Source organism: Vibrio sp. 10N.247.311.47 (genome assembly GCF_041467535.1).
GTDB classification, from domain to species: Bacteria; Pseudomonadota; Gammaproteobacteria; order Enterobacterales; family Vibrionaceae; genus Vibrio; species Vibrio crassostreae_C.
The window spans coordinates 1-26,077 of sequence record NZ_JBFSUR010000015.1; the positions used below are offsets into that span (position 1 = coordinate 1).

At 43.2% G+C, this 26,077-nt stretch carries 20 protein-coding genes; 8 read left to right on the forward strand and 12 right to left on the reverse strand.

All coding sequences use genetic code 11. From position 1 onward, the window contains the following. Positions 1–238: 238 nt before the first annotated feature. Positions 239–550 (reverse strand): stress response translation initiation inhibitor YciH, encoded by a 312-nt coding sequence (gene yciH / locus AB6E51_RS11650; RefSeq protein WP_372058333.1) that lies wholly within the window; start codon positions 548–550, stop codon positions 239–241. Between the two features lie 3 nt (positions 551–553). Then, positions 554–922 carry a DUF3319 domain-containing protein gene (locus tag AB6E51_RS11655; protein WP_017060095.1) on the reverse strand — a complete coding sequence of 123 codons (369 nt, stop codon included), beginning with the start codon at positions 920–922 and terminating at the stop codon, positions 554–556. 100 nt (positions 923–1,022) lie between these two features. Between AB6E51_RS11655 and AB6E51_RS11660 the strand changes: the two genes are divergently transcribed. Then, entirely contained in the window at positions 1,023–1,991 is a 969-nt protein-coding gene (locus AB6E51_RS11660; RefSeq protein ID WP_372058332.1) for a tyrosine-type recombinase/integrase, read from the forward strand. A 157-nt stretch (positions 1,992–2,148) separates the two neighbouring features. On the opposite strand, the gene AB6E51_RS11665 is transcribed toward AB6E51_RS11660, so the two are convergent. Next, positions 2,149–3,144 (reverse strand): D-alanine--D-alanine ligase, encoded by a 996-nt coding sequence (locus AB6E51_RS11665; protein ID WP_017064584.1) that lies wholly within the window; start codon positions 3,142–3,144, stop codon positions 2,149–2,151. 179 nt (positions 3,145–3,323) lie between these two features. After that, positions 3,324–3,887, reverse strand: a complete 564-nt coding sequence (locus AB6E51_RS11670) for an SPOR domain-containing protein (protein WP_017064585.1) — start codon at positions 3,885–3,887, stop codon at positions 3,324–3,326. A gap of 216 nt (positions 3,888–4,103) precedes the next feature. On the opposite strand from AB6E51_RS11670, the gene AB6E51_RS11675 reads away from it, so the two are divergent. After that, positions 4,104–6,785 carry a bifunctional acetate--CoA ligase family protein/GNAT family N-acetyltransferase gene (locus AB6E51_RS11675; RefSeq protein WP_017064586.1) on the forward strand — a complete coding sequence of 894 codons (2,682 nt, stop codon included), beginning with the start codon at positions 4,104–4,106 and terminating at the stop codon, positions 6,783–6,785. Here AB6E51_RS11675 and AB6E51_RS11680 read toward each other — a convergent pair. Continuing rightward, a complete protein-coding gene (locus AB6E51_RS11680) occupies positions 6,777–7,664 on the reverse strand; it encodes a LysR family transcriptional regulator (RefSeq protein WP_372058331.1) in 888 nt (295 codons plus the stop codon). The two genes, AB6E51_RS11675 and AB6E51_RS11680, sit on opposite strands and share 9 nt — an antisense overlap. 222 nt (positions 7,665–7,886) lie before the next feature. Between AB6E51_RS11680 and AB6E51_RS11685 the strand changes: the two genes are divergently transcribed. Next, entirely contained in the window at positions 7,887–10,034 is a 2,148-nt protein-coding gene (locus AB6E51_RS11685) for a TonB-dependent hemoglobin/transferrin/lactoferrin family receptor (protein WP_010429656.1), read from the forward strand. A gap of 358 nt (positions 10,035–10,392) precedes the next feature. On the opposite strand, the gene galE is transcribed toward AB6E51_RS11685, so the two are convergent. From galE to AB6E51_RS11705, 4 genes are all read right to left on the reverse strand, one after another. Further along, a complete protein-coding gene (gene galE, locus AB6E51_RS11690) occupies positions 10,393–11,406 on the reverse strand; it encodes a UDP-glucose 4-epimerase GalE (protein ID WP_017060088.1) in 1,014 nt (337 codons plus the stop codon). Positions 11,407–11,488: 82 nt separating this feature from the next. Beyond that, entirely contained in the window at positions 11,489–13,465 is a 1,977-nt protein-coding gene (locus AB6E51_RS11695) for a diguanylate cyclase domain-containing protein (protein ID WP_065584959.1), read from the reverse strand. After that, positions 13,465–14,001 (reverse strand): YfiR family protein, encoded by a 537-nt coding sequence (locus AB6E51_RS11700; RefSeq protein WP_017060086.1) that lies wholly within the window; start codon positions 13,999–14,001, stop codon positions 13,465–13,467. The genes AB6E51_RS11695 and AB6E51_RS11700 overlap by 1 nt, the downstream gene beginning before the upstream one ends. Further along, positions 13,991–16,054, reverse strand: coding sequence for a TonB-dependent receptor plug domain-containing protein (locus AB6E51_RS11705; RefSeq protein ID WP_372058329.1), 2,064 nt, complete (start codon positions 16,052–16,054; stop codon positions 13,991–13,993). The genes AB6E51_RS11700 and AB6E51_RS11705 overlap by 11 nt, the downstream gene beginning before the upstream one ends. Before the next feature lie 170 nt (positions 16,055–16,224). Here AB6E51_RS11705 and AB6E51_RS11710 point away from each other — a divergent pair, with 170 nt between their 5' ends. From AB6E51_RS11710 to AB6E51_RS11720, 3 genes are all read left to right on the forward strand, one after another. Further along, on the forward strand, positions 16,225–16,968 hold the full coding sequence (locus AB6E51_RS11710; protein WP_372058327.1) for a 5-oxoprolinase subunit PxpA: 744 nt from the start codon (positions 16,225–16,227) through the stop codon (positions 16,966–16,968). A gap of 134 nt (positions 16,969–17,102) precedes the next feature. Continuing rightward, a complete protein-coding gene (locus AB6E51_RS11715; protein WP_372058325.1) occupies positions 17,103–17,855 on the forward strand; it encodes an allophanate hydrolase subunit 1 in 753 nt (250 codons plus the stop codon). Then, positions 17,848–18,798: a biotin-dependent carboxyltransferase family protein gene (locus tag AB6E51_RS11720; RefSeq protein ID WP_372058323.1), complete on the forward strand. Its 951-nt coding sequence runs from the start codon at positions 17,848–17,850 to the stop codon at positions 18,796–18,798. Before AB6E51_RS11715 ends, AB6E51_RS11720 begins: the two co-directional genes overlap by 8 nt. A 180-nt stretch (positions 18,799–18,978) precedes the next feature. On the opposite strand, the gene AB6E51_RS11725 is transcribed toward AB6E51_RS11720, so the two are convergent. The 3 genes from AB6E51_RS11725 to AB6E51_RS11735 all read right to left on the reverse strand — a co-directional run bounded on the left by AB6E51_RS11725 (position 18,979) and on the right by AB6E51_RS11735 (position 24,080). After that, entirely contained in the window at positions 18,979–20,433 is a 1,455-nt protein-coding gene (locus tag AB6E51_RS11725; protein WP_017060081.1) for an FAD-dependent oxidoreductase, read from the reverse strand. A 532-nt stretch (positions 20,434–20,965) separates the two neighbouring features. After that, the gene (locus AB6E51_RS11730; RefSeq protein ID WP_372058322.1) at positions 20,966–23,404 is read right to left on the reverse strand and encodes an ABC transporter permease; all 2,439 of its coding nucleotides are present in this window, start codon (positions 23,402–23,404) and stop codon (positions 20,966–20,968) included. A gap of 1 nt (position 23,405) precedes the next feature. Continuing rightward, positions 23,406–24,080: an ABC transporter ATP-binding protein gene (locus AB6E51_RS11735; RefSeq protein WP_004730959.1), complete on the reverse strand. Its 675-nt coding sequence runs from the start codon at positions 24,078–24,080 to the stop codon at positions 23,406–23,408. Between AB6E51_RS11735 and AB6E51_RS11740 the strand changes: the two genes are divergently transcribed. Both AB6E51_RS11740 and fabV read left to right on the forward strand, forming a co-directional pair. Then, positions 24,079–24,696, forward strand: coding sequence for an arylesterase (locus tag AB6E51_RS11740; protein WP_017060079.1), 618 nt, complete (start codon positions 24,079–24,081; stop codon positions 24,694–24,696). The genes AB6E51_RS11735 and AB6E51_RS11740 overlap by 2 nt on opposite strands. Positions 24,697–24,777: 81 nt before the next feature. Further along, complete coding sequence (gene fabV, locus AB6E51_RS11745) at positions 24,778–25,977, forward strand: enoyl-ACP reductase FabV (protein ID WP_372058320.1); 1,200 nt, start codon at positions 24,778–24,780, stop codon at positions 25,975–25,977. Positions 25,978–26,077: the final 100 nt, after the last annotated feature.

Sequence of the window (26,077 nt, forward strand, 5' to 3'; positions counted from 1 at the left end):
TCTGTATGAGCCTAGAAAGCCCCTCAAAATCAAACTAGCCTAAGTGCGTATTATGTACGTTATGTTAAATGGGTTTTGATGTTTATAAGGCAGGTATCTTTGTGTGGTGCCCTGCCTTTGTATTGTGCCGATATTCTCTAATTTATACTGTGTATTTAACCATACTGGCTATTTACCATAAAATACCTAATAACCAGTGATAATAATCTTCGATTTTAACCCTGGTATTAGTTAGAGATTAACCGCCAGCAAATTTGACTTTGTAGCCTTTCTTTTCAAGGTGCGTTTTGATCTTGTCGCGCGCGTCACCTTGAATTTCGATGTTGCCATCTTTTACTGAGCCACCGCAGCCGCAAACTTTCTTGAGTTCTGCTGCCATTAGTTTTAATGGTGCGTCATCTAGGTCTAAGCCAGTTACGACAGAAACGCCTTTGCCTTTACGGCCTTTGGTTTCTTTTTGGATTCGAACGATACCATCGCCTTTAGGACGTTGGACTTTCTCTTCTTCAGGCTTAATGCGACCTGTTTCTGTTGAATATACTAGGCTCATAATTTACTTCTTTTGTTGCTCTGCTTTTTGTTTTGCGAGTAAGTAAGCTTCTATATGGCGTTGGATTGCAACCTTGCCGCCTTTGATTAAGCGACCGTTAAACATGCAATACCACGCATTAGGCTCACCGGTGTCATTCTTGATTTGGTAGCCGTTGAAGTTTTCAGTCGAGCCACCAGTTCCTCTCGACTTATTTAATGACATGAATTCTTTTGGATCAATAATAGATGCGGTATCAATCCACCAATCAATACTCTTTTTCACGGCAGCTAGGTTGCCCTGAATAACGTTGTTTTTTAACTTAGCACGCCAAACTGTGTTGTTAGCATCTATCGATTGAAGATGGACGCTTCGGTAAATTGAATTAGCCATATCTATTAATCATCTTTCTGTTTTCACTGCATTAATCATAAGTATACTAATAATGATATCAAGCATAATATGGTAAAAACACCTGTCGAGGTATGGTAATTTGAGAAAAAAAGTCCCTATTTTAACTGACTCTGTGATAATTAATTCATTTGTTGAAAAATTAAACAGCAACGCGACAATAGAAATTATAGATGAGTTGACAGGATTTCAATACTCTCGCAATTCACTGTTGGGCATTTACAGTGATTGGAATCGCTATCATGCGTTCTGTACCAAACATCGTATTAACACACTTCCCGCATCTATAACCGCTGTTCGTCGTTTTCTTGAAACGGAGTCTAACGATAGAAAATACGCATCGCTAAAACGTTACACTGCAACGCTTAGCATGTTACATACTGTGTTGAGCTTTGCTAACCCGATCAAGCACAGGCAAGTTCGCTTTACCCTACTCCACTTACAATCTCAAATGGCCGGTGACGCTAAACAAACCAATGCTATGACATCTGTGCATCTCACTGATTTGAATACGTTACTCTCCCATGAGAAAGCAAACCTGAAAGAGATCAGAGACATTGCTATTTATAACGTGATGTTCGAGTGTGCTTTAAAGCGCTCAGAGCTTAAGTTGTTATCGATGAGTGATGTTGAGTACGTTGAAGAGCATTACCAAGTAACAGTCAAAGATTCGGCTTATCAGTTGTCACAAATAGCCAGTGTTGCACTTCAACGTTGGCTTTCGTTTACTGGTATACAAGATGACTTGCCAGTATTTCGTGCGATAGACAAGCATGAGAATATTGGTTTGCAGCCTTTAGATGATTCGTCCATCTATAGGATATTGAGAAGAGCTAGCGACTTACTTCAACTGCCAGAAAATCACCATTTCTCTGGAAATTCGATTCGTGTTGGTGCTGCACAAGAGTTGTCGAAACAAGGTCTTAAGGTTAGAGAGATTCAGGACTTTGGTCGCTGGCTTAGCCCTGCCATGCCAGCCCAATATGTGGGTTTCACGGGAACGGCTGAGAGTGAGAAGATGAAGTTTAAGGCGCTAATACCTTGGCAATAAACGGTTCGTAATTACTTGGATATTGTTACTTGGATATAAGTTGTGGCTAAATGATAGATTCGTAAAAAACGGCTAGCTTTAAAAACAAAAAGTGCCTTGGCGAAAGCTTAAGGCACTTTTGGGTTCAGCTCTAAGTGAACGAAAACGAGTTAGAAACCTAAGAAAGGCTTGTTCTCACGCAGTTTTCTAAGAACTGGCTGAATTTGTGGCCGTCATGCTCAACCATTTTAGGGAACATGGAGATTGGCGTCATACCTGGGAAGGTGTTGACTTCGTTCAGGTAGATCTCGTTGTCTTGCGTTAAAAAGAAGTCGATACGAGACAAGTGACGAAGCTTCATCTGGGTGAAGACTTTTCGTGCGCTGTCTGCAATCAATTCACGCTGTTCGTCAGTTAAATTACTTGCTTCAACTTCAGTGATCGAGTGGCTGTCTGCACTGTACTTCTCTTCGTAAGAGTAAAATGCGCCATTCGGTGCAATCACCTCACCCGGCTTGCTGATGTGTAGCTCGCCATCGATTTCATAAGCAGCAATTTCTAGCTCTCTAGGCACCACTGATTTCTCAACCAATACTTGGTCCGAGAAAGTGAACGCCTTGTTGATAGCCTCGCTTAAATCTTCTACTTGGTTAACTTGGTAACAACCTACAGAAGAACCTTGACGAGCCGCTTTCACAAACACTTTACCCCACTTTTCAAATGCTTGAGTTGCTTGTGAGTGAGCTTGATCATTGTTGTCTGATAAGAACAGGTACGGCGTGTTTGGAATACCAAGTGCGTCGTACCAAAGCTTTGACGTGATTTTGTTAAAGCTGTTGTTGCTTGCTTCTGGACCACAACCTAGGTATGGAATTTTAGCCATTTCAAACAGTGATTGAATGTCACCTGTTTCACCTGGGAAACCGTGTATGCAAGGCACAATGAAATCGACTTTAGATGCTAAATTGTCACCGCGTAAGGTTTGGTCGTTAATATCAAGATAAACCAATTCACCTGAATCAAGACACCAGCCTTCGTTCTTAATTTCAACTCTTACAACGTTAAAATCTGCAACGCTATTAAGTTGTTCAAAAAGGTAATTGGCTGAAACTAAAGATACTTCATGCTCTGAAGATCCACCGCCGCAAAGTAGAAGGATGTTTGTGGTGTTCATGGGTAAATTCGGTCCTTGAAACTAGGAGTACTGACTTCAATGATAAACAAAAGTCGAGATAGGTACAGTGTTTTGATTGTTAAAATTGCGTTCGAAAGATCGAGCGATTAACTATTAAACAAAACAGCGAGTCTTAAAACAAAAGAAGGAGCATTTGCCCCTTCTTTATGAATCAAAACTTAGTTCAACTTGTTAAGCGTTGGGTATTCAGAGTTCTTGATGTCATCAATGCTCTTAACGAACGGCTTCAAGTTTTGGAAAGTGTTCGGCAGTGTTGAGATTGCCTTTTTAGCTTCTAAGCGTGTTGCGTAGTCACCATAAAGTACCGTGAACCACTTAGTGCCGTTAACCATTTTGTAGTTTTCCCAAACTGGCTGAGAAGTCGTAGGTAGCATTTTCACGAAAGAATCGACTTTACTTTGGCTGCCAACAGCAACAACTTGAACTGTGTAACCAAAACGCTGGTTCATGTCTTGTTGTTTCTTCGTTGGTCCTGTCACTACTGCAACTGGCTTAGCTTTAGTCGTTTGAGTGACTTTCTGTTCAACAGGTTCAGTTCTGATCACGTTGACAACGTTTTCTTCAACAACGCCTGTTTGCTCAGATTGAGATACAACTGGAGCTTCAACTTTGGCCGTCTTGTACTCTTCTTGATAACTATCTGAAGTGACATTGGTAACGTAGTCGTCAGATACACACGCAGCCAAGAGCAGTGGCAAAGTCACAATTGCAAATTTTTTCATGGAAAGCTCTATATCCTTAATAATAATTACTATAAATCATGCCGATACGTCGGTTTAGAATCAAGTTAACTTTGGGATTATACACCATTAGTGGGTGACCTATTTCACAAACTTTATGCAGTGTTTGCTTATTCATCTGAATTCGGTGAATTTGCCATCAACCTGTGAGTGCAAAGTAAGTTACGATGAACTTACGTGCATTGCTAGGATATGTCTATGAATCATCTTGATCCCCTACTTAAACCCCGTTCAATCGCTGTTGTTGGTGCTTCTCAACGAGAAACACGCGCAGGATATATTGTTATGAACAATTTGTTGCATGGGGATTTTAAAGGTGCGGTGATGCCGGTTACGCCGAAATATGATTCAGTGGCCGGTGTGCTTTCTTACAAGAACATTTTGTCGTTACCGATTGTTCCTGACCTCGCAATCTTGTGTACCAATGCGACCCATAATGTCGCTATTTTTGAAGAACTGGCTGAGAAAGGTATAGCCTCTGTCATTGTGCTTTCTTCAGACATGCAGCAAGAAAGCGATAATGGTGAGACGTATGATGAACGATGCCTAGCGATTGCCAAAAAGCACAACATTCGAGTGTTGGGTTCCAATAGTTTGGGGGTGATTGTCCCTTGGTTAAATTTGAACGCCTCATTCTCTCCAGTGACAGCATTACCCGGTAAGATCGCCTTTGTTTCTCAGTCGGCAGCTGTGTGTACCACTATTCTCGATTGGGCTAATGACAAAGAGATCGGTTTTTCGGCGTTTATCTCTATAGGCAATGGTAGCGATATCGAATTCTCGGAGTTATTGGATTATCTCAGTACCGACTCTCACACCGAAGCGATATTGCTTTATGTAGACAGCATTACTGATGCGAGGCGCTTTATTTCTGCAGCGCGTGCGGCTTCGCGTAACCGACGAATTTTGGTGTTGAAAGGCGGTCGAACGGCGAAAGGCAGAGCCGCAGCAATGGCTCACACTGGCGGTGCCGACACATTAGATATTATTTATGATTCCGCAATCCGACGCAGCGGCATGCTACGAGTTAAGAACTTACATGAACTGTTTGCTGCGGTAGAAACACTGACTCATTCAGTACCATTGCGAGGCGAGCGCTTGGCTATTGTTACTAATGGTGGCGGCCCTGCGATTATGGCTGTGGACACCCTATTTGACCGCGGTGGTAAGCTCGCAGAGTTTTCAGAAGAGACACTTGATAAGTTGAACAAGGTTTTGCCATCGAGTTGGTCTCATAGCAATCCTATCGATATTGTCGGCGACGCTGGTGATCAACGTTATATCGACACTATAAACATCTTACTCGATGGCGATGAAGCAGACGCGATTCTTATCATGCACAGCCCTTCAGCGGTCGCACATTCCGCTAAAACGGCAGAACGAATTATTGAAGCGATTAAGAAGCACCCTCGCCACAAGCGCTTTAACATCCTGACGAATTGGTCTGGTGAGCTAACAGCAAGGCCCGCACGAAAGCTGTTTACCGAAGCGGGTTTCCCAACTTATCGGACCCCTGAAAGCTCTGTGGTCGCATTCATGCACTTAGTCGAGTACAGACGTAACCAACGTCAGTTAATGGAAACGCCGACCACTGCAGAAAAAGTACACATTGAAGATCTAGCAGATGCGAAAGGTTGGATAGAAAGAAAACTACTGGATAAAGATACAGTTAGCCTTGATACTCACCAAAACAGTCAGTTTTTCAAGAGCTTCAACCTCGATGTGTTACCAACTTGGATCGCTTCTGACCCAAGTGAAGCGGTACACATCGCTGAAACGATCGGTTATCCCGTCGCAGTAAAATTACGTTCGCCGGATATTGCACATAAGTCAGACGTACAAGGCGTGATGCTCAATTTGCGAAACAGCAGTGAAGTTGCCAATGCGGCTCAGGCAATTCTCGATCGTTCTCAATTATCCTTCCCTACAGCAAACATCCATGGCTTGTTAATTCAAGGTATGGCTAAGCTCGCGGGCGGCCAAGAGTTGCGTATTAAGGTTACAACAGACGAAACCTTCGGCCCAATCATATTACTTGGACAAGGTGGTTCGGAGTGGGATGAGTCGATTGATGCCGCAGCTGCTTTTCCACCGCTCAACATAACACTGGCGCGTTACTTGATTATTCGAGCGATAAAAAGCGGCAAGATTCGTCTACAAAAACTCCCTAACCCCATCGATATAGAAGGTTTGTCTGAGTTATTGGTACGTATATCGCAAATGGTAGTGGATTGCCCTGAAATACATGATTTGGATATCCATCCAGTACTGGCCAATGGTGACAAGTTCACGATATTAGATGCCGATATCATCTTGAAAGCGTACGAAGGCGATCCACAGGAACGTCTTGCGATTCGCCCTTATCCGGTCGAGCTTGAAGAACGTATCCAGCTAAAAGATGGAACCGAAGTGTTGTTACGCCCTATTCTTCCCGAAGATGAACCGCTTCATGCTGACTTCATTAACCGTGTGTCTAAAGAGGATCTGTATAAGCGTTTCTTTAGTGATGTCGGTGAATTCAATCATGAGGCGTTGGCGAATTTCACTCAAATTGATTTCGATAGAGAAATCGCCTTTGTGGTCGTTCGCGAGGAACAAGGCGTTCCAGCGATCATCGGCGTGTCCCGTGCGCTGATTAACCCTGAGAACACAGACGCCGAATTCGCAATATTGATTCGTTCTGACCTTAAAGGTGTTGGTCTAGGTCGCATTCTTATGACCAAGGTTATCGATTACTGCCGTGCGAAGCAGACCAAGCAGATGTCGGGTATGACGATGCCAACCAATAGAGGGATGCTGACACTAGCTCAAAAGCTCGGTTTTAAGCTAGATATCAGTTTTGAAGATGGTACTGCAGATATGGTGTTACCGTTACTTTAACGCCCATGTCTTTTTAAGATGTTGGATACACCAAGACTTGGCGTCGCCCATTTTGTTGCGTCGCCAAGCCATAACAATATCGATCGGTTGTGGTTCTGTACCGGAGATCTGCTGTAGTACGCCAGATTCAATCAAAGGTTTAGCGACACTATTCGGTAAGGTGCCAATCCCTAGTCCTGATGTCAAAGCCTCTACTTTCGCAGGAAAGCTTGTCACGGTTAAACGAGGCTGTTTCTCTAGAATATTGATGCTTAGTGCTGGCTGATCGCGTGCGGTGTCTGCAATGGCAATAACCCTGTAACTTTCTCTCGCCTTCTGATCGAATTCACCAGAACGCTTGTGAACATAATGGTTTGATGCTGCCACCCAAACCATTTCTATTTTACCTATTACGTCACTTTTAATGTCGTTTGGAATCGTATCAAGCTTTGGGCACACAAGTAAGTCAGCTCGGCCATCGGCCAGAGATTCCCAACAACCCGCTAAGATTTCCTCTTGCAAACGAACGCGTGTTTTACTGATTTTACCTAGTTCATCAACCAGTGAGAAAAAATTACTAATCGGAATAATGCCATCAAAGGCGATAGTTAGATCTAGCTCCCAACCATTAGCAAGAATACTCGCATCGTTAACGAGTTGTTCAGTCGCACCAAGAATTATCCTGCCTTGTTCTAGTATTAACTGCCCCGCTTCCGTGAAATTTGCACGATGCCCAGACCGATCAAAAATCATGATGTCTAGATCTTGCTCCAACTTCTGAATTTGGTAACTCAATGATGATGGCGCTCGGTCCATTTCATTCGCTGCTGCGGCGAAACTTCCACGACGATCGATAGCATCTAGTATGTTTAATGCTTCAAGTGTTATTGGGCTATGCATAGCTTTCCTACTATAAATTGAGACTTACATCACAAAAACAGAAGCATTCACAAAATGAATGGAACTGAATAAGTCTTTTTAATACAAGTGATTAAGAGCATTAATTATGAATTAGTTGATAAAGTTGAAAATTAATTAAATGCAAATAATAGTAATTATCATTTAGATCCAATATCATCTTCGCAAATCAAGATAATACTATGGAACTAAGGTAACTATCAGATGTATAAGCAATCCCTACTCTCTGCTTCAATCGTTTTAGCGCTTTCATCAACGTCAGCCTTTGCTGAAGATTATGCCCTATTTGATGAGGTTGTTGTATCCTCGACGCGCACGAATCAAACACTTATCAATACAGCGGCTTCTGTTGCAGTCATCTCCGATGAGCAAATCGAAGAGAACATGGCAAAAAATGTTAACGAAATCTTCGAATACACTCCAGGTGTAACGATGAACTCGAGCTCTCGACAAGGTGCACAAACCATCAACATTCGTGGCATGGAAGGTAAGCGCGTAAAGATTTTAGTGGATGGCTCATCGCAACCAGGTTCATTTGATGGTGGCCCTTACGCATTTATTAACTCTAGCGGTATTTCAATCGATCCCGATATGCTGAAAAGTGTCGAAATTATCAAAGGTGCGGCTTCAAGTTTACACGGAAGCGACGCTATTGGTGGTGTTGTCGCCTTTGAAACTAAAGACCCTTCTGATTTCTTAAAAGATGGAGAAGACTTTGGCGGTCAAGCGAAACTGTCTTACTCTTCAGAAGATAACTCTTTCAGTGAGCACGTTGCATTAGCTAATCGATTCGATGACCTAGAAACATTGGTAGCCTACACTCGTCGAGATGGTGAAGAGTTGCAAAACTTCCGTAACCCTAACGACTTAGAGAACTACGCTGTAGAAGGTCAAGATACTTCAGCAGATAATCTTTTGGTTAAGTTGCAATATCAGTTAAACGAAAGTCATCGTATCGAGTTTTTAGCTGAGCTAATCAAAGATACTTCAGACTCTGACATCTACCACTCAAGCTACGATAGCTATACAGGTGCTGATGACACAACGCAAAATCGATTCGCTATTAAGCACATTTGGTTCGCTGATGGCACAATTGCCGATACTGTAACGAGTAAAGTATCGTACATTTCTAAAGAAGAGAATGGTGTAACTAAGCGCTTTAAACCTGCAGGCCCAGGTATGCCACCTTGGGTACCAGCTAACAACGACAACTTACAAACAAAAGACTACGAGTACACTGAAGATAAGCTTGAAATCGAGACTCAGCTAGATAAAGAAATTAACAACCATTACCTAGTGTATGGTGCAACTTATACACATAGTGACATCAGCAACACCAATATGGAGTATAACTCTGATCCTGCTACTGATAACCAACTTTATGTATATACTCCAGATGCTAAGGAGCAAAAATTTGGCTTGTTTATTCAAGACGAAATTAGCTTAGTGAATGACAAACTTATTGTTACCCCTGGTGTACGCTTTGACTATTTCTCAACTGATCCTGGTAACAACACCACTGAGACGTTGAGTGATTTCTCAGATTCTGCGGTAACTGGTCGTTTAGGTTCAACATACAAACTTACAGATACAGGCACTATTTTTGGCCAAATTAGCCAAGGCTTTAGAGCCCCTTCTTTTGATGAACTTTACTATACATATGATAACCCTGGACATGGGTACGTAAATGATCCAAATCCAGATCTTAAATCAGAAACCAGTATTTCATACGAGCTAGGCTATCGTCACAACACTCAAGCTTCATCATCTGAAATCGCGGCCTACTACAGTGACTACGATGACTTTATCGAGACAGTGGTTACGAAAAAGGTTGGTGGAACAACGCACTATTCTAACGTTAACTTGGATTCGGCAACGATAAAGGGGATTGAATTCTCGAACACGTTACTTTGGGATGTCTTGGTTGGTGCGCCTAAGGGTATTTCAACTCACTTCGTAGCTTCATACACAGAGGGTGAGGACGGAAACGGAAATGCACTAAATAGTGTTAACCCTTGGAATGCGGTGTTAGGTCTTAACTATGATGCGCCAAACCAAAATTGGGGTACTAGCGTTAAGTTAAACTACACAGCTGACAAATCTGGTTCAGACATCAACTTCGATGACGAAAGTGGCGGTAACGCAGGCCAGGCTGAGCTTCCAAGCGCAACAGTTGTTGATTTAACAGCTTACTACAAACCAATGAAGGATCTGACGATTCGTGGTGGTGTGTTCAACTTAACTAACGAAGAGTACTACCGTTGGAATGATATTCGCGGTGATGATGAACTTTACAAAGAGAACACTCAAGCGGAAAGAAACTACGGTATTTCAGCTAAATACGAATTCTAACTCGTTAGAAAACTTAACGACAGAATCTGATACAGCAGAAACTAAAAAGCCAGCTTAATTGCTGGCTTTTAATTTATTTCACTAAAAAATTGTATAAAAAAGGTAATAAGTGAAATTACTTCTCTGCCATCTCTTTTTTAACCATTACTGCAGCAGCAACGATGAAAGTGATGATTAGGCCTAGTTCCATGATTAACTCCAAAGAAAATTAACATTAAACATATAATTCGCGAGCATAATAACACAGCGGATACAGAATGATACTTTTTAACCACTAATTTACTTTTTATTCGATTAAGATCAAAAAAGATGCCCGAAAGCATCTTTTAATTTTTGAATCATTCACGAAACCACTAGGTTAACCAGGGAATCCATTCGGGTTTGTTGACTGCCAGCGCCATGTATCTTCGGTCATTTCAGCCAATGTGCGGCTTGCATTCCAGCCCAGTTCTTTCTGAGCTTTAGCTGGATCTGCCCAACACTCTGCGATGTCACCAGGACGGCGTTCAACTAGCTTGTAAGGGATCTCTTTACCGCTTGCTTGTTCGAATGCTTTAACCATGTCTAACACACTTGAACCGTTACCCGTACCAAGGTTGTAGATATGAAGACCGTCTTTGCACCCTACTTTCTCAAGCGCTGCGATGTGGCCATCAGACAGATCCATTACGTGGATGTAATCGCGAACGCCAGTCCCGTCTTTTGTTGGATAATCGCTACCAAATACAGATAGGAATTCACGGCGGCCCACTGCTACTTGAGAGACAAATGGCATTAGGTTATTTGGGATACCTTGCGGGTCTTCACCTAGCTCACCACTTGGATGTGAACCTACAGGGTTAAAGTAACGCAGCAGTGTAATGCTCCAATCAGGATTGGCTTTTTGGAAATCGGTTAAACACTCTTCAACCATTAGTTTACTACGACCATATGGGTTGGTAGCGCTTGTTGGGAAGTCTTCAGTAATTGGCACACTTGCAGGATCACCGTATACCGTTGCTGAAGAGCTAAATACCAAGGTTTTTACACCCGCATCACGCATTGCATCAACAAGAACTAAAGTGCCGTTTACGTTGTTGTCGTAGTATTCAAGAGGCTTTTCCACAGACTCTCCGACGGCTTTCAGACCAGCAAAATGGATAACCGCTTCGATGTTGTGTTGCTTCATAGTTTCAGTCAAAAGCGCTTTATCACGAACGTCACCTTCAATGAAGTTGGGACGAACGCCCGAGACTTTTTCGATGCGCTCTAGAACGCTTGGTTTGCTGTTGTACAAGCTATCAAAAAGTACAGGTGTCATACCTGCGTTGATCATCTGGATACTTGTATGGCTACCAATGTAACCCATGCCACCTGTAACTAAAACATTCATGCTTAGCAGACCTTTTAATTAAAAATATTCAACCTATCACTTATGATACAACAACTTAGGGTGAGCTCACAAACACCGGTGCCTATTTACCCTCACGAGCGAACACAAACTGACCTTTTCCTTTGCGTTTCGCTTGGTACATAGCCTCATCAGCAACCTTTAGAATCACGTCAATATCACGCTCTGAGCCATCAACTAAATTGATACCTAAGCTCGCCCCAACATGAAGTGAACGCTGTTTATAATTCACTTCTTGCCCGATCAGATCCAACAATCGCTCGGCTAACTTCGCTAATAAGACTTTGTTTGTCTGTTTAATAATAAGAACAAATTCATCACCCGACAAACGTGCAACCAAATCCCCCGCTCTTACCTGAGATAATAACCGGTTTGACACTTCTTTAAGGATTTCGTCACCCGCATCGTGACCATAGTTGTCATTCACTTCTTTGAAGCCATCCAAATCCAAGTAAATAACCGCAAAATGCTGATTTGAATAGTGGCTCGACGTGACAACATCATCCATAACCTTATACAGCTGCGCTCTATTCGCTAACCCGGTTAATGCATCGTGATGAGCCAAGTGTTCGAGTCTTTCCATCTCTTTAACGTTGGATAAATCAGACAGCGTTAATACCATATCAAACTCGTCTTTCTCGTTGTCTGAGGCAATTCGATTCACTTTGACAAACATTGGAACTAACGTGCCGGACGCGCTTTTCTCCCACACTTCGCCTTGCCATTGACCATAGTTGTCTAACGAACTGCGAATTGTCGGCATCAATGATGAAAATTGCTGCCACGAAAATACTTCAAATGGTGTTTTGCCCACCAGCAGATCAGAGTGATAACCGAGAAGTTGTGTGATCGCCGGGTTAACCATGGTTATCACATTGGATGAGTTGAGCACGATCAAGCCGTCTTTACTGTTTTCGAAAACACCCGCAGCAATACGTTGGCGACTCATGGCCGTTTCTATGTCGGTGACATCTTGGATTGCATAAAGAATACGACCATGTTTTGTCAAAGAACGACTGCTCACACGGAGCCAGCGTTTTGATTGAAAGAGATCGGTGGTTTCCAGCAATTCGTCATTAAGTTCAATATTGGCATCAATAACATCTTGTAAGTAACCCGTTTGCTTGGTCGCGATCAACTCTTGGATCAACAAATTCTCAAGAAAGGCTTCCGAGCATTTAAAAATATCCCGAGTAGCTGCGTTCGCATGAAGAATGAGCCCTTTTTCATCCACCACCAACAAAGAGTGCTGAACGGTTTCAATTACCTCATTTGCGAATGATTTTTCTTCTTGTAACTTGTCTAACGTAAAATTGATTTGGTTATCGCGATGTTGAAGCCTTTCTAACATGGTATTGAAAGCTCGAACCAGATCGCCGATTTCATCGCGGTTCGTTACGACTAATTTAGGCTGCTTCGAACGACGCTCAACAAAGGCTTGCATCGCCTCATTGAGGTCAAACATCGGTTCGATAATCAAGCGTTGCACCAATTTGACCACTACTCCGCCTAACATCACCAGAAACAACAGGTAGACGACCGCAACCTTGAAAATATTCGTTAAGATCGAATTAAACGTCTCTTTCGATATTGTTACTCTCAAGTTCGCGATCACTGCGCCATCCAGTGTCACTGGAACGAGCAAGAAGATGAAATGCTCAGAGATGGCAAATTGATGATCGGCGATATCGTCTAATTCTTCTGCGTTTGGCCTTGGAACCAGAGTGTTGCTCACCTGATAGCTGGCAAAAAGCTGTTCGTTGATGTCATAGAGCTTCACTCTAACAATATCTTTATCTGCGACGAAAGCTGACAATATTTCCTGAGCCGATGACTTGTCTTCAAATAAAATCGCGGCTTGCAAGTTATAAGCAACACCTTGTGCTAGCACTTTAACACGCTGAATAAGACTCTCTTTCTCTCTCTCAAACGTGACAGTGTAATTTACCGATTGGATCGTTACAAAAGTGACTGCGATGAAGATGATAATGGGTAATATCAGCTTGTTTTTAATCGATATGTTATTAATGAATGACAACATTATTGGCCCTCCACTATAGCGATTCGTAACAGGTTCGAGCCAATGACGTAGTCACCGCGCCTTGCGTTCTCTAGATTGATCTTAGGTTTGAGCTTATTATCGATGTGCGTGAGTTCAATGATTCCACCTAAGTCCGTAAAGTTAGGGATATCACTGATTGTCACAGTATGTGGCGAGTGCTCTTGACTAAGAAATTGGTCATTTTTACGGTCAGACAAATACGTAATATCACACTTAGAAGTAATCGACTGTTGAACTCGGATAGCGAGCGAACGAATAGATTTCCCCTCGGTAATTGACGTTAGCACTTGGCTTACCTTTTCATCGCCAATCACACAAAAGTTCACAGCGTTCATTGAGCTTTCATCATTCCAACGTATAAAATTCGCAATTCTAAAAAGGTACACCGCTTTCACTTCATAAGGTTTGAAGCTAGCAGCTGAGGTGTTCAACGGCACAATAAGCATCGTTAAAGCCGCTAAGCCTAGTTTAGATAAGCCGAGCTTAATGCGGTGCTTAAGCCATTTAGAATTCATGAGAGATCCTCACATACACCGATTCTTGATTGACGCTTTTCTGAGATGTGAATTCAGCTTGATAGCCGTCACTCTTACCTATATTTTCAACAACCACTTCAATTAAAGGTGCTGCGGACGATTTTTTCCATGCGAGACGCGCATCAAAGGTTATTTCATGTGGGTAAGACTGCCATTTATATTGAGTGCCATCGCCTGCTACCCAATAGTCTGGGTAATTCACATTAATGTACTGGCCTATCACATCGAATTGCCAACTTTCGGTGATATTCCACATCAACTGTGCCGTGGCTAAATGTTCATTATCAATATCGTAATAAACACTCGTTTGAGGACTAGATTTCAGGTCATCACCTTTATTCTCACCTTCCAATGTCGTATAGGCGTAACTCAGGTAACTGGCTAAATCTGCGGTGAGTTGGTAACTCGCGCCTAACTCTAAGCCATAAGTTTTTGCTTTATAATCATCAGACAACGCACCGACATAGACATGATTCGCAGGGATATCATTCGGGTCATAGCTGTGAAAGCGAAGGTTGTCATGTTCACTCAGATAAATCGTTGCATCGAGTTCGAAATTTGAATTGTTTGAGTAGCGATAACCCATTTCCGCCGTTACGACACTCTCTGTTTCAAGACTCGAGCTTGATTTATATACATCTAGGTAGCTGTTGTTTGAGTCAGCATTGTAACTATTGAAATAATAGGTGGAATTGGAATCCATATAAGATGGTGCAACGACCGCACGGCTAAGCCCCGCCCATACGGAGTGACGTTGGGTGAACTTATATAAACCACGCAATTGAGGTGAAAACTCAGTTGATTCATTCTGTGTAAAGTGTTCAACCTTGGCACCAAGAGTAATAGACAGCGCTTCCGTCATTTGAATTTGAGACTGTATAAAAGCGTTCGCAATATAATCGTTGGCAGATTGGATGTTGTAAGCTCGACCGTAGTAATCGGGATTGTACCAATCCACGTCCGAAACTTGGCTTGAGGAGAAATCAAGATACATATATCGCAGGCCACCACCGAGTGTTAGCTGATGGCTTTCCGATAGTTGGTTGATATAAGTAGAGTCAAAATCGAGGGTCGAATAGCTTCCCGGAGCGTCTGGCGCATTATCCTCATTATATTCACCCCATAACGAATATGAGAGTGTCGAACTTTCATCAAAATGGCGAGAGTCGTTGAATTGGACGTAAACAGATTGGCTCTTGTTATCGAAATCATTGGCTTGTGCCCCGACAAACGACCCTGAGTTATCATATTGAAACGTATACAATTCCGACTCATAAAAGCTTTTCTCACCACCGATACGTAATGACCAATTTTCTTCAGCATTACTTGGCTGAAACACCATCCCTGCCGTTTGTGCTTTCCATTTTTCAGATTCATTTGTGCGATATGTTGGTTCTTCTCGGTATTTATAAAAGGCACGAGCATTCACACTGTCGTTGAGGCTTAATCCCTGACGAACACTAAATTCGTAGTTATCAGTATTAGACGCAACACCGGAGATATAAGTCCCCTGCGTATCATTGGCAGACTTAGTAATGATATTGACAACACCATTAACCGCGTTACCTCCCCAAATTGTTCCGCCGGGGCCTTTTAGTACTTCGATGCGTTCTATGTCGGAAAGCACATAATCAACGTCGCTCCAATACGTACCGCCATAGACTGGGCTAAACAAGCTTCGTCCATCCATCATCACGAGCATCTTGTTATATAACCCATCATGAAAGCCGCGTGTTGAAACAAACCATGAGGTTTCGTTGAATTTGGTGACTTTGAGTCCGGGTACAAGCGTTAGGACTTCTGCAATGGTTTTCGCGCCACTGCGCTGAATTCGCTCATTAGAAAGTACGTACACCGACGAGGGAATGTCAGTGAGTTTTTGTGTCACTTTCGAAGCCGTTTCCATTTCGACATCTAACATAGACAACTCTTCAAGGCTCATCGACATCAGCTGGTCTAGAGAGTTTTCTTGAGCAGAGACAAAAACAGGTATCATTAATGCTAGTCCTAAGCAAACCTGGCGGGATATCATGTGCTCACCTAATATACAGATAGATATTAATCCTTTAATCAATAGTTCAACTATATATGAAATGCCATACTGGTAAATCTACGGTGTCGAAAGTTTGAGTTAGGTCACTGTTTATTTATGGTATTTATAAGACCGTCATTACTTACCTCAACGTAAAGGATTAGCACCACGTGACAACGAAGATTTTGCTTAATTGCGACATGGGAGAAAGTTTCGGCAATTGGAAGATGGGCGATGACGAGTCGGTCATGGAATGGGTCGATATGGCAAACATCGCTTGTGGCTTCCACGCGTCTGATCCGCACGTTATGTCCAAGACGATAAAACTGGCGCAGCACTATCACACCCAAATTGGTGCTCATCCCGGTTATCAAGATCTCGTTGGTTTTGGTCGCCGTTCTATTCCACACACCATGGACGAAATCAGTGAGCTGGTTTGCTATCAAGTCGGTGCATTACAAGCCCTTTGCCGCTATCACCATACCACTGCTGGCTATGTGAAACCTCATGGCGCTCTTTATAACGATATGATGGCAAACATTGATGTGTTCAATGCGGTAGCCCAAGCCGTCGCTGAGTTTAACATCCCGTTGATGATTCTCTCTTCATCAGACAATCAACAGTATTTGGATATTGCTGACGACCATGACTTGCCTCTCTTGTTTGAAGCGTTTGCCGACCGTGCTTATTTAAATAACGGACAATTAGCGCCACGTACTCAAAAAGGCTCGGTTTACGTCAATCAAGACGATATCTATAACCAAGTTATGCAAATCATTAACTATGGCTCGGTTACGACTTTAGAGGGCGAAAGACTGCCTATTGAAGCTGATACTATCTGTGTTCATGGTGATAACCCTCAATCCATCGCATTAATTAGAAAAATCAGACAAGACCTCAACGCTTTTAATTAGTATGAAGCGTGTGATTGGTATGACGCATGGTCTAATCGCTCGTGAGATCTAATTGATTTGTATTGGCTTGGACACGGAAGTGAGACACGCCAAGTAAGCTAAAAAAGGCAAGATAACAAACGTATGGAAACGAAATGACGACGAATCAGATTGAATACAATATAGCGCCAATCGCGGAATGCAGCGTTTTGGTGACCTTGACGCTATCGCCTTCAAATAATCAATCTAGCGCCGAATATGCGCAATACATAGCTCACTTTTCCGATGCCATTCGCCAAAACTTAGCATCGGTGTTGATGAATGTGACACCGGCTTACCAAACAATATTGGTCGACTACCTCCCTTATCGAATATCAGAACAGCAGCTCATTGAACAGCTCAATAATTTGTTGAGTCATGCTCTGTCGTCCTTTTCTAGTGTTAGTAAAACTCGCGATACGATTGAGCTTCCTGCCTATTACTCACCAGAAACGGCGCTCGATTTAGACCGATATCAAAACAAAGGCCTGTCGCTCGACCAGATAATTCAACATCACACCTCACAGACATACAGCGTCAGTGCGATTGGGTTTACGCCTGGCTTTGCCTTTATGTCGGATGTGGTTAATGAGCTTGCCTTGCCCCGTCACTCCACACCCCGCTTAATTGTGCCCAAAGGCAGTATCGCCATCGCGGATACGAAAACAGCTGTGTACCCTTCGGATTCACCGGGCGGTTGGAATATTATTGGCAATTGCCCACTTCCGTTGTTCGATCATAGCCAGTTGAAGAACGCCGATATCACGCAAAGACCACTGTCTCTGCTTAATGTTGGTGATACCGTCCGTTTCATAGCGATTTCAAAAAAAGAATTTGTAGAGTTGGGTGGAGGCATCGTAAATGGCTAAGACAAAAACTAAACCAACACTGACAGTGATTAAGCCCGGCCCGTTGAGTTTGATTCAAGACTTTGGGCGATTTGGTGTTGCTCATCTTGGATTAACGCAAGGTGGACCGGTTGATGACTACTCTTATAGCTGGGCTAACCATCTATTGGGCAACCCAGTCAACCAAGCGGCGTTGGAAATCACGCTTGGGCAATGTGCGTTGAGAATCGATTTTGATTGCGAGATGGCACTATGCGGGGGTGATTTACAAGCGAAACTCGATGGTAAACCACAGGCTAACTGGAGCACTTTTCAAGCTTTTAAGGGGCAAGTTCTCTCATTTGGTTTGCCTAAAAATGGTCTAAGGGCGTATTTAGCCATTAAGGGCGGTTTCGATGTTCCATCAACTCTTGATAGCTGCTCTACAGTCACTCGTGAAAAGATTGGTGGATTAACGCAAGATGGCGAGCCATGCCAGCAAGGGCAACAAATCGCTTTTACCCAACACCAACTCTCTCATCCATTTAAAGCGTTGAGTGTTACCTTCCGATACACGCCTGATTACAATCTACCCGTGAACCTACGAGTGATTGAAGGCTATCAAAGCGAGCTATTCTCCGAGTCAGCAAAAGAGACTTTGTATAACGCGCAGTATCACGTTGACCAAAACTCAAATCGGATGGGTTATCGACTCAGTGGCGAACCCGTCGACTCGCCTGACATTTCGCTATTGTCAGAAGGCATTGCCCTAGGTGCGATTCAAATTCCACAAGATGGACAGCCTATCGTGCTGCTTAATGATAGACAGACCATAGGTGGTTATCCGAAGATAGGATGTGTCGCCAGAATCGATTTACCACGCTTGGCGCAAGCAAAACCTGGACATGCGATATCGTTCAGCAAGGGCGATCGCTTGGGCTTACAAGATGTTTGGTGCCAATGGGCTCAGTTTTTCGGCTATTAGTTTTTGCGATGTGTTATGTGCTAAATGCTATGTAGCTGAGAATAATCAACTAGGAAGATGTCATTTAGATGAGGTTCGGTATCTAAGCAGATGTTGAAATGAAGATTCGGCTTACCTATTACAGTAAGCCGAATTGAAGAAATTAAACGCAGTCGATGATGATAGACTAATTATAGGCTACTAAGCGTGATCTTGACCTGACACCTTGGCAAGCGCTTCTGGGTATCCACGTTCTTGTGTCAAATCTATCGCTCTGTTTTCAATATCATTTAGATTAAGTGACATTGTCACTGAGTGTGTGTCTTCAATAGATGCCGCCTCTGATACATCAAACCATTGCTCAGCGACCTTTTGTGCCGCTTCTAATGTTGAAGAAGCTTTTACTACTTCAAGTCGAGCATAGCGATCCCCACAGAATGAAACGTCTGAAGCTCTCAAGCTTGGATCGGTTCCCGGAATCTGTTGTGCACCAAACAAAGGTTTACCACCGACCAATGCAGAACTGAAACTTGGGATGAACTGAGACATATGCGTTATTGCCGCGCGAGTTCTTAATTCAAGCTGATCTTCACTCCAACCCGATACGATTTTCTTAAGCAGCTTCGAAGGCAACTGTGGCTGTGACGAGTCTGTTGACGATGAAACAAGCCCACCCTCAAACAGAGTAATCCCTTCTGTCATGCCGTGAAGTTGGAACACACCATCAGCATACGGCGTTAATTGCGCCATGCCTTGCGGTGTGCCTCTCGGGCCATGGAAGATAACTTCTGGCCACTCTTCCTTACATTCTTGCGAATATGGCCACTCTGTAACGTATGCAGCTTTAAACTCAACAAGTCTTTGCTGCTTAGAGCCAACAAAGTCATCTACGATACCCGTTTCAAACCCACTCGCATTAATCAAGTAATCGGTCGTTAGTTGGCAGCTTTGGTTTTCGGCATCGGTATAAGTCAAAGACCAACCTTGACCTGTCGACTCAACAGATTGTAATCGGCTGTTGGTTAACACAGTACAGTTAGCTTGTTGCCCCAAAGAGAGTTGAGCGGTCGCAGAAAGTCGGAATACGCTCCAGCCATACTCTTGGACCATCGCAACAGGATACTTTAGGGTCTCTAAATCCGTATGCTTGGCGAAAGGAATACACCAATCATCAAGCGATGTTGGTTTCAGAGGCTGTGTTTTCGCAGAAAGTGCTAATAAATCTTCTTTGCTGTACAGCTTATAATACTCTTCCGGATCACCGAGCACTTGGTTGCTTTTATCTTGTTTAACAAGATCGGCATAAGCGCTTTTGATTATCTTGAGACGAGGAAGCAGATCCAACGGCTCTCCACCATCACTGTGCGGAACGGCGATGATTGTCGGACGAATATTGATCGTATGAGGAAATAAGCGGACGGTATCAATTGACTGCGTGAGCAACTGAAGACACTGCTCTACAGAAATATCTCGATACAAATTGCCGCCAGCGTGCAGGTGGCAAATTGGTGGACCATTAACCAAACTCGGCCCTTTTTCTAAGATAGTGACCTTAAAACCCAACTCACTAAAGTGAATCGCGCTCGTTGTTCCGGCAATACCACCACCAACAATGGCAATAGAAGGTTGATTTGTATCCGTTTTGTTGTGGTTCATCGTGTTCTGTAGAATAAGATTAACTGCCTCTATTCTACTTTTGTTCTGCGATGAATTAAAACACATTTTTATCAAGGTCTTAGATAGGCGGGATTTAATATCTATGTAAAAAACATAAATAATCTCTTGACTCAATAACTCCAGATAGGGTTTTAAAGGTTATTCTAACAGTCAAATTTGTCCTAAGTGACGCCACATAAAGGCTGCCTCAGTACTCTTAAAACATAGCGGTTAACTTATCCCTAAAGTTATCCACCGTTTTTGTGGATAACTGTTGATAACGTTCTTGCTAAGTTGCGCAAACCCTTTGTTTACAGGGACTAACCGCTGTTCATTAAATCGGCATTATTGGGTAATTAGTTTTAAAAAATGCTAAAAACAGTGGAATCTAAGGTGCGATATTTTTTACTTATGCTACCGGTTGGTTAAATAAAAAACGGTCTAAAGCGACGTATTATAAATAGTGCATGACTAAGTATAAATAATCTCACTTTTAGACCGTTTTAAGCGCTTGGCTAGATCTCGCTAACGACTAGCCAAAATCCTTGTTTACTGGTGCTAACAAACGTTTGATTAAGCTATTCACTACCGCGGCTAATGTGATGAACGTTAGCACCGGTAGCGCTATCCACAACATCGGGTGAAGTGAAGGTTGTAACTCAAAACCAAAGTTCATCACTCCTGCCACGCTGAGCTCAGAACCAAGGGCTGCAATTGAGCCTGCGACTAACGCCATTAAACCGTACTCACACCAAATAGTATTGAGAATTCGCTTCTTACTCGCGCCTAATGTTCGATACAAGCGTATCTCTTGTTGTCTTTGAGATAAGCTCAATCGCAATAGAGTGAAGATAAGCAACAGCCCCGCCACCACACCTAACGCCGCAAGTACGGTAATCGACCAAACAATCTGCTTAAGCAACTCTTGGATCTTGCTACCCATCTTACGAATATCCATCAAACTCACGGTTGGATGATTTCGAGAGAGTTCGTTGAGCATCTGATTGTGTTGTTCTTCTAATCTGAAGCTCACTAGCCAAGTAGAAGGGATTGAACTCAAGACATCTGGAGTAAAAATGAAGTAGAAGTTCGGCTTCATTTCTCGCCACTCGACTTTGCGGATGCTATTCACCTTGGCAGAAACATTCTGGCTGTTGATTGTGAATGACAGCTCATCGCCAATCTTTAGATCCAGTTGCTCCGCGACATCCGATTCCACAGATACGCCATGCTCTTGCGTCCAGTTACCTTCTAACACTTCATTGTACTCGGGTAAGCTATCTCCCCAAGTGAAGTTGATCTCTCGACTTAGTGCGTCTGTTTCGCCTGAGGTATCGCTGTATTCCGACGCTTCAACACCGTTTATCGTCGTCAGTCGTCCTCGGATAATTGGAAACGCTTGAGTACGCTCTACTTCGTTTGCATCAATCGTCTCGAGATAACTGTCTTTCTCATAGCTTGCAATGTTAAGTGCAAACGCATTCGGTGCGTTCTCGGGTAAGGTTTGTTGCCAATCTGACAGTAAATCACTTCTTACCAACCAGATGATAGACAGCAACATCAGTGAAAGCGCTAAAGAGCCAAATTGAATCCCCGTTGCTAAAGGTGTGCGATTAATTCTGCTCAATGCTAAACGCATAGACGTAGATGTCGGTAACTTGCCAACCAAACGCAGAACAAGCGTACTAACGACCGCAAGTACTAAGAACAGGCAAGCGATACCCGCTAGAACTATCCATACCAATAGATTGTCGCCATACATCAGCATCATTGGAATAATCGGTACCAGTAACAACAAATATTTCTTGTAGCTTTCATTGGACTGGTGACTTGATTGGATAACGCTGATTGCCGAGGTATTGACCAAGCCAATTAACGGGATACCAAGAGCAGGAACACCAATTAAGATGCTTGATAAAATCGCCAAGATTGCAGGTTCAATACCATAGCTAGGAAGTGGCGTTGGTAATAAGTCACCCAGAGGTATACGAAGCAAAAACTCTAAGCCGATACCGATAGTTATTCCCAGTACTGCACCGATAACCACTAATAAAGATACCTGTACAGACAACCATTTAACGATCCACTGCTTGCTTGCACCCAAACTCTTAAGCATCGCGATGGTTTTACGGCGACTCGCAACATAATGTTGGCAAGTGAGTACCAAAGTGGTCGCAGCCATGATCACAACAATAGCAACGGTTAACGAAAGATATTGAGTCGTGCTTTCGAACATGTCGTTAGTACGGCTCGCAGAATCTTGAGTACGCCAGCGATCGCTTGGTGTCAGTTCGATACTGTCTTGTGCGGCTTTGAGTTTCGATTCATCACCATTTAAAAACAATCTAAAGCTAACGCGACTGCCCGGTTGAATCGCTCCCGTGGCATCGATATCACTTGTATGAATCAGCACAGCTGGCATTTGTTGGAATGGGTTAAAGCTTAAGCCTGGTTCTTGAGTGATTCGTCCAGTTATCGCTAAATCGGCATCACCAATAGTGACATTGTCACCAATTTCAACCTCTAACTGTGCAAATATACGCTCGTCTAGCCAAAGTTCACCCGGCTCAACATGGTTACTTGATGCTTTATCAGCGCCCTCTAAGATCATTTCACCGCGTAATGGGTAATTACTTTCAACTGCTTTTACCGTCACTAACTGCATTGAGTTATCACTGAATGCCATGGTTGAAAAACGAGTCAACTGAGATCTTTCTAATTGTTCAACTTGAGTGAGGTCTAACAAGGATTGCGGAATTGGGTTTGCTGAGATAAACACGCTATCAGCAGTAAGCGCATCTTTGCCCTGTTTAACAATTACCTGCTCCATACGTTCGGCCAACGCCGACAATGCAAATACACAAGCAATAATAAGCGTTAAAGCGATTGAAACTGGCCACAACTGGCCGTGTCGAATCTCTTCGATACTCCATGAAAACAGGCGTTTATTCAGTCCGTTTGATGAATTCAATTTAGACTTCCTCTATCTGACCGACATGCATCTTGAGTGTTCTTTGGCAACGTTGTGCAAGCTTAGGATCGTGTGTCACCAAAACTAAAGTTGTGCCGTGGGATGAGTTCAATTCAAACAACAACTCAACAATTTTGGCTGCCGTTTGTTGGTCTAGGTTGCCTGTGGGTTCATCGGCAAAAAGAATTTTTGGCTTAATCATAAATGCGCGCGCCAACGCGACCCTTTGTTGTTCACCACCAGATAGCTGCGACGGTAAGTGATCAAGCCTGTCTTTCAAGCCTACTGATTCAAGCAGAGCAGTCGCGCGTTCGATGTCTTCGTCTTCTCCCTTTAACAAACAAGGTAACGTGACATTTTGTAGCGCTGAAAGACTTGGAATTAACAAGAAGCTTTGAAATACAAACCCTACCGATTCACTGCGGATCTTCGCTCTTGCCTCGTCATCAAGCTGTGAAAGTGGCTGTCCTAATAAACTGATTTCGCCTTTCGTTGGTACATCAAGACCAGCAAGCAGCGTCATTAAGGTCGATTTACCCGCGCCAGACGTGCCGACAATCGCGACAGTTTCGCCTTCACGAATATCGATATCGACGTGCTCTAGGATTGTTAAATGTTCTTGATTAGTAGACACTGTCTTCGAAACAGCTTCTGCTTTAATGATGGATGTATGCATGACTCGACTAATTTCCTTTTTATTCTTTATTTTATTTTCAACCGCTTCTTTGGCTCAAGATACCCGCTTAGATTCTAAGTTACTGGTCCTTGGTGATAGCCTGAGTGCTGGTTACAACATGGACATCAAACAGAGTTGGCCAAGCCTGTTACCAGACGCGTTAGCAAAGCATGACAAAACGGTAACCGTGGTTAACGGGAGTATTTCTGGTGATACAACGGGCAATGGTTTAGCCCGCCTACCACAATTGCTTGAAGAACATGCTCCAGACACCGTTCTTATCGAACTTGGTGCGAATGATGGACTTCGTGGTTTCCCACCTAAGCTGATGTCTGCAAATCTTGAGCAGATCATTGAGCAGATAAAAGCTGCGGGCGCCAAACCTATAATGATGCAGATTAAAATCCCACCAAATTACGGAAAGCGTTACAACCAGCAGTTTGAATACGTTTTTGCAGCGCTTGCTGATCAACAAAACGTGCCACTTTTGCCGTTTTTCCTAGAGCATATCATCCTCAAACCTGAGTGGATGATGAACGATGGACTGCATCCAAAACCAGAAGCTCAACCTTGGATTGCTGAATTCGTCGCCGAAGAATTATATCAGTATCTTTAAGTTTTAATGGTCTAGCTCAATAAATTTTACACAGCTTTACGTTAGCCTGAGTGCATATCACCGTTAACTGTAAGGTTATTTATGCTGATCGAACCTGTTATCAAGGGTGTGGTAGCCAAAAGCGCTCACCCTCTTGGCTGTCAAGAAGCCGTAAAGCAACAAATCAAGTTTGTTAAGAGTGCGCCGCAAATCAAAGATGGCCCTAAACGAGTACTGATTATCGGCGCTTCCTCAGGCTTTGGCCTTGCCGCTCGTATTGCCCTTACCTTTGGCGGCGCAAAAGCTGACACTATCGGCGTCTCATTCGAGCGCGGTCCAAACGAAAAATCCCTAGGTAGTGCTGGTTGGTACAACAACATCTACTTCAAAAAAGAAGCCGAACGAGAGCAACACACTGCTATCAACATCGTTGGCGACGCATTTTCGCAAGAAACACGCTCACAAGTTGTCGAAGCCATTGAAACCTACTTCGAAGGTGAAGTGGATCTGATTATCTATAGCTTAGCTGCAGGCGTTCGCCCTAAACCAGATTCCGATGAGTTTTGGCGCTCTGCCATCAAACCTATTGGTGAAAGCGTAACTGGCGCAACTATTTCTCTGGAACACGACAACTGGGTGACCAACACGCTCGACGCTGCAACAGAAGAAGAAGCTGAAAGTACACTCAAAGTGATGGGTGGTGAAGATTGGGAAAACTGGATAGACGAACTGATCAACGCTGAGTCTATTGCTCCGGGTTGTAAGACGATCGCCTTCTCCTATGTTGGCCCTGAAGTGACGCACCCTATCTACTTAGACGGTACTTTAGGTCGCGCTAAGATCGACCTTCACCAAACCAGCCACGCTCTTAATCTAGAATTAGCTAACTTTGATGGCAACGCTTACGCGACTGTCTGTAAAGCACTAGTCACTAAAGCGAGCGTTTTCATCCCGGGACTCAGCCCTTACTTACTTGCTTTGTATAAAGTGATGAAAGAGAAAGAGACCCACGAAGGTTGTATCCAACAAATGCAGCGTCTATTTAGCAGTAAACTCTATGGTCAATCAAAAGTACCACTTGATGGTGAGCGATTGATCCGTATGGATGATTGGGAATTAGATCCAGAAACCCAAGCGCACGTAACTGAACTACTAGAAAAGATGGATGAAAACAACTTCCAAACTTTAGGTGATTACCAAGGGTTCAAAGACGAGTTCTTGCAGCTCAACGGGTTCGCGCAGCCATCAGTAGATTACAGTAAGAAACTGAATAGCGAAGACTTTATAAAATTAAAGCCCTAATCGAAATTTATCTCATTACTGAGACCCGTATTCACATTTGAAAACCTCTGCAAAATTGCCGAGGTTTTTTTGTGCAACATTTCTTATACTTAGTTAACGT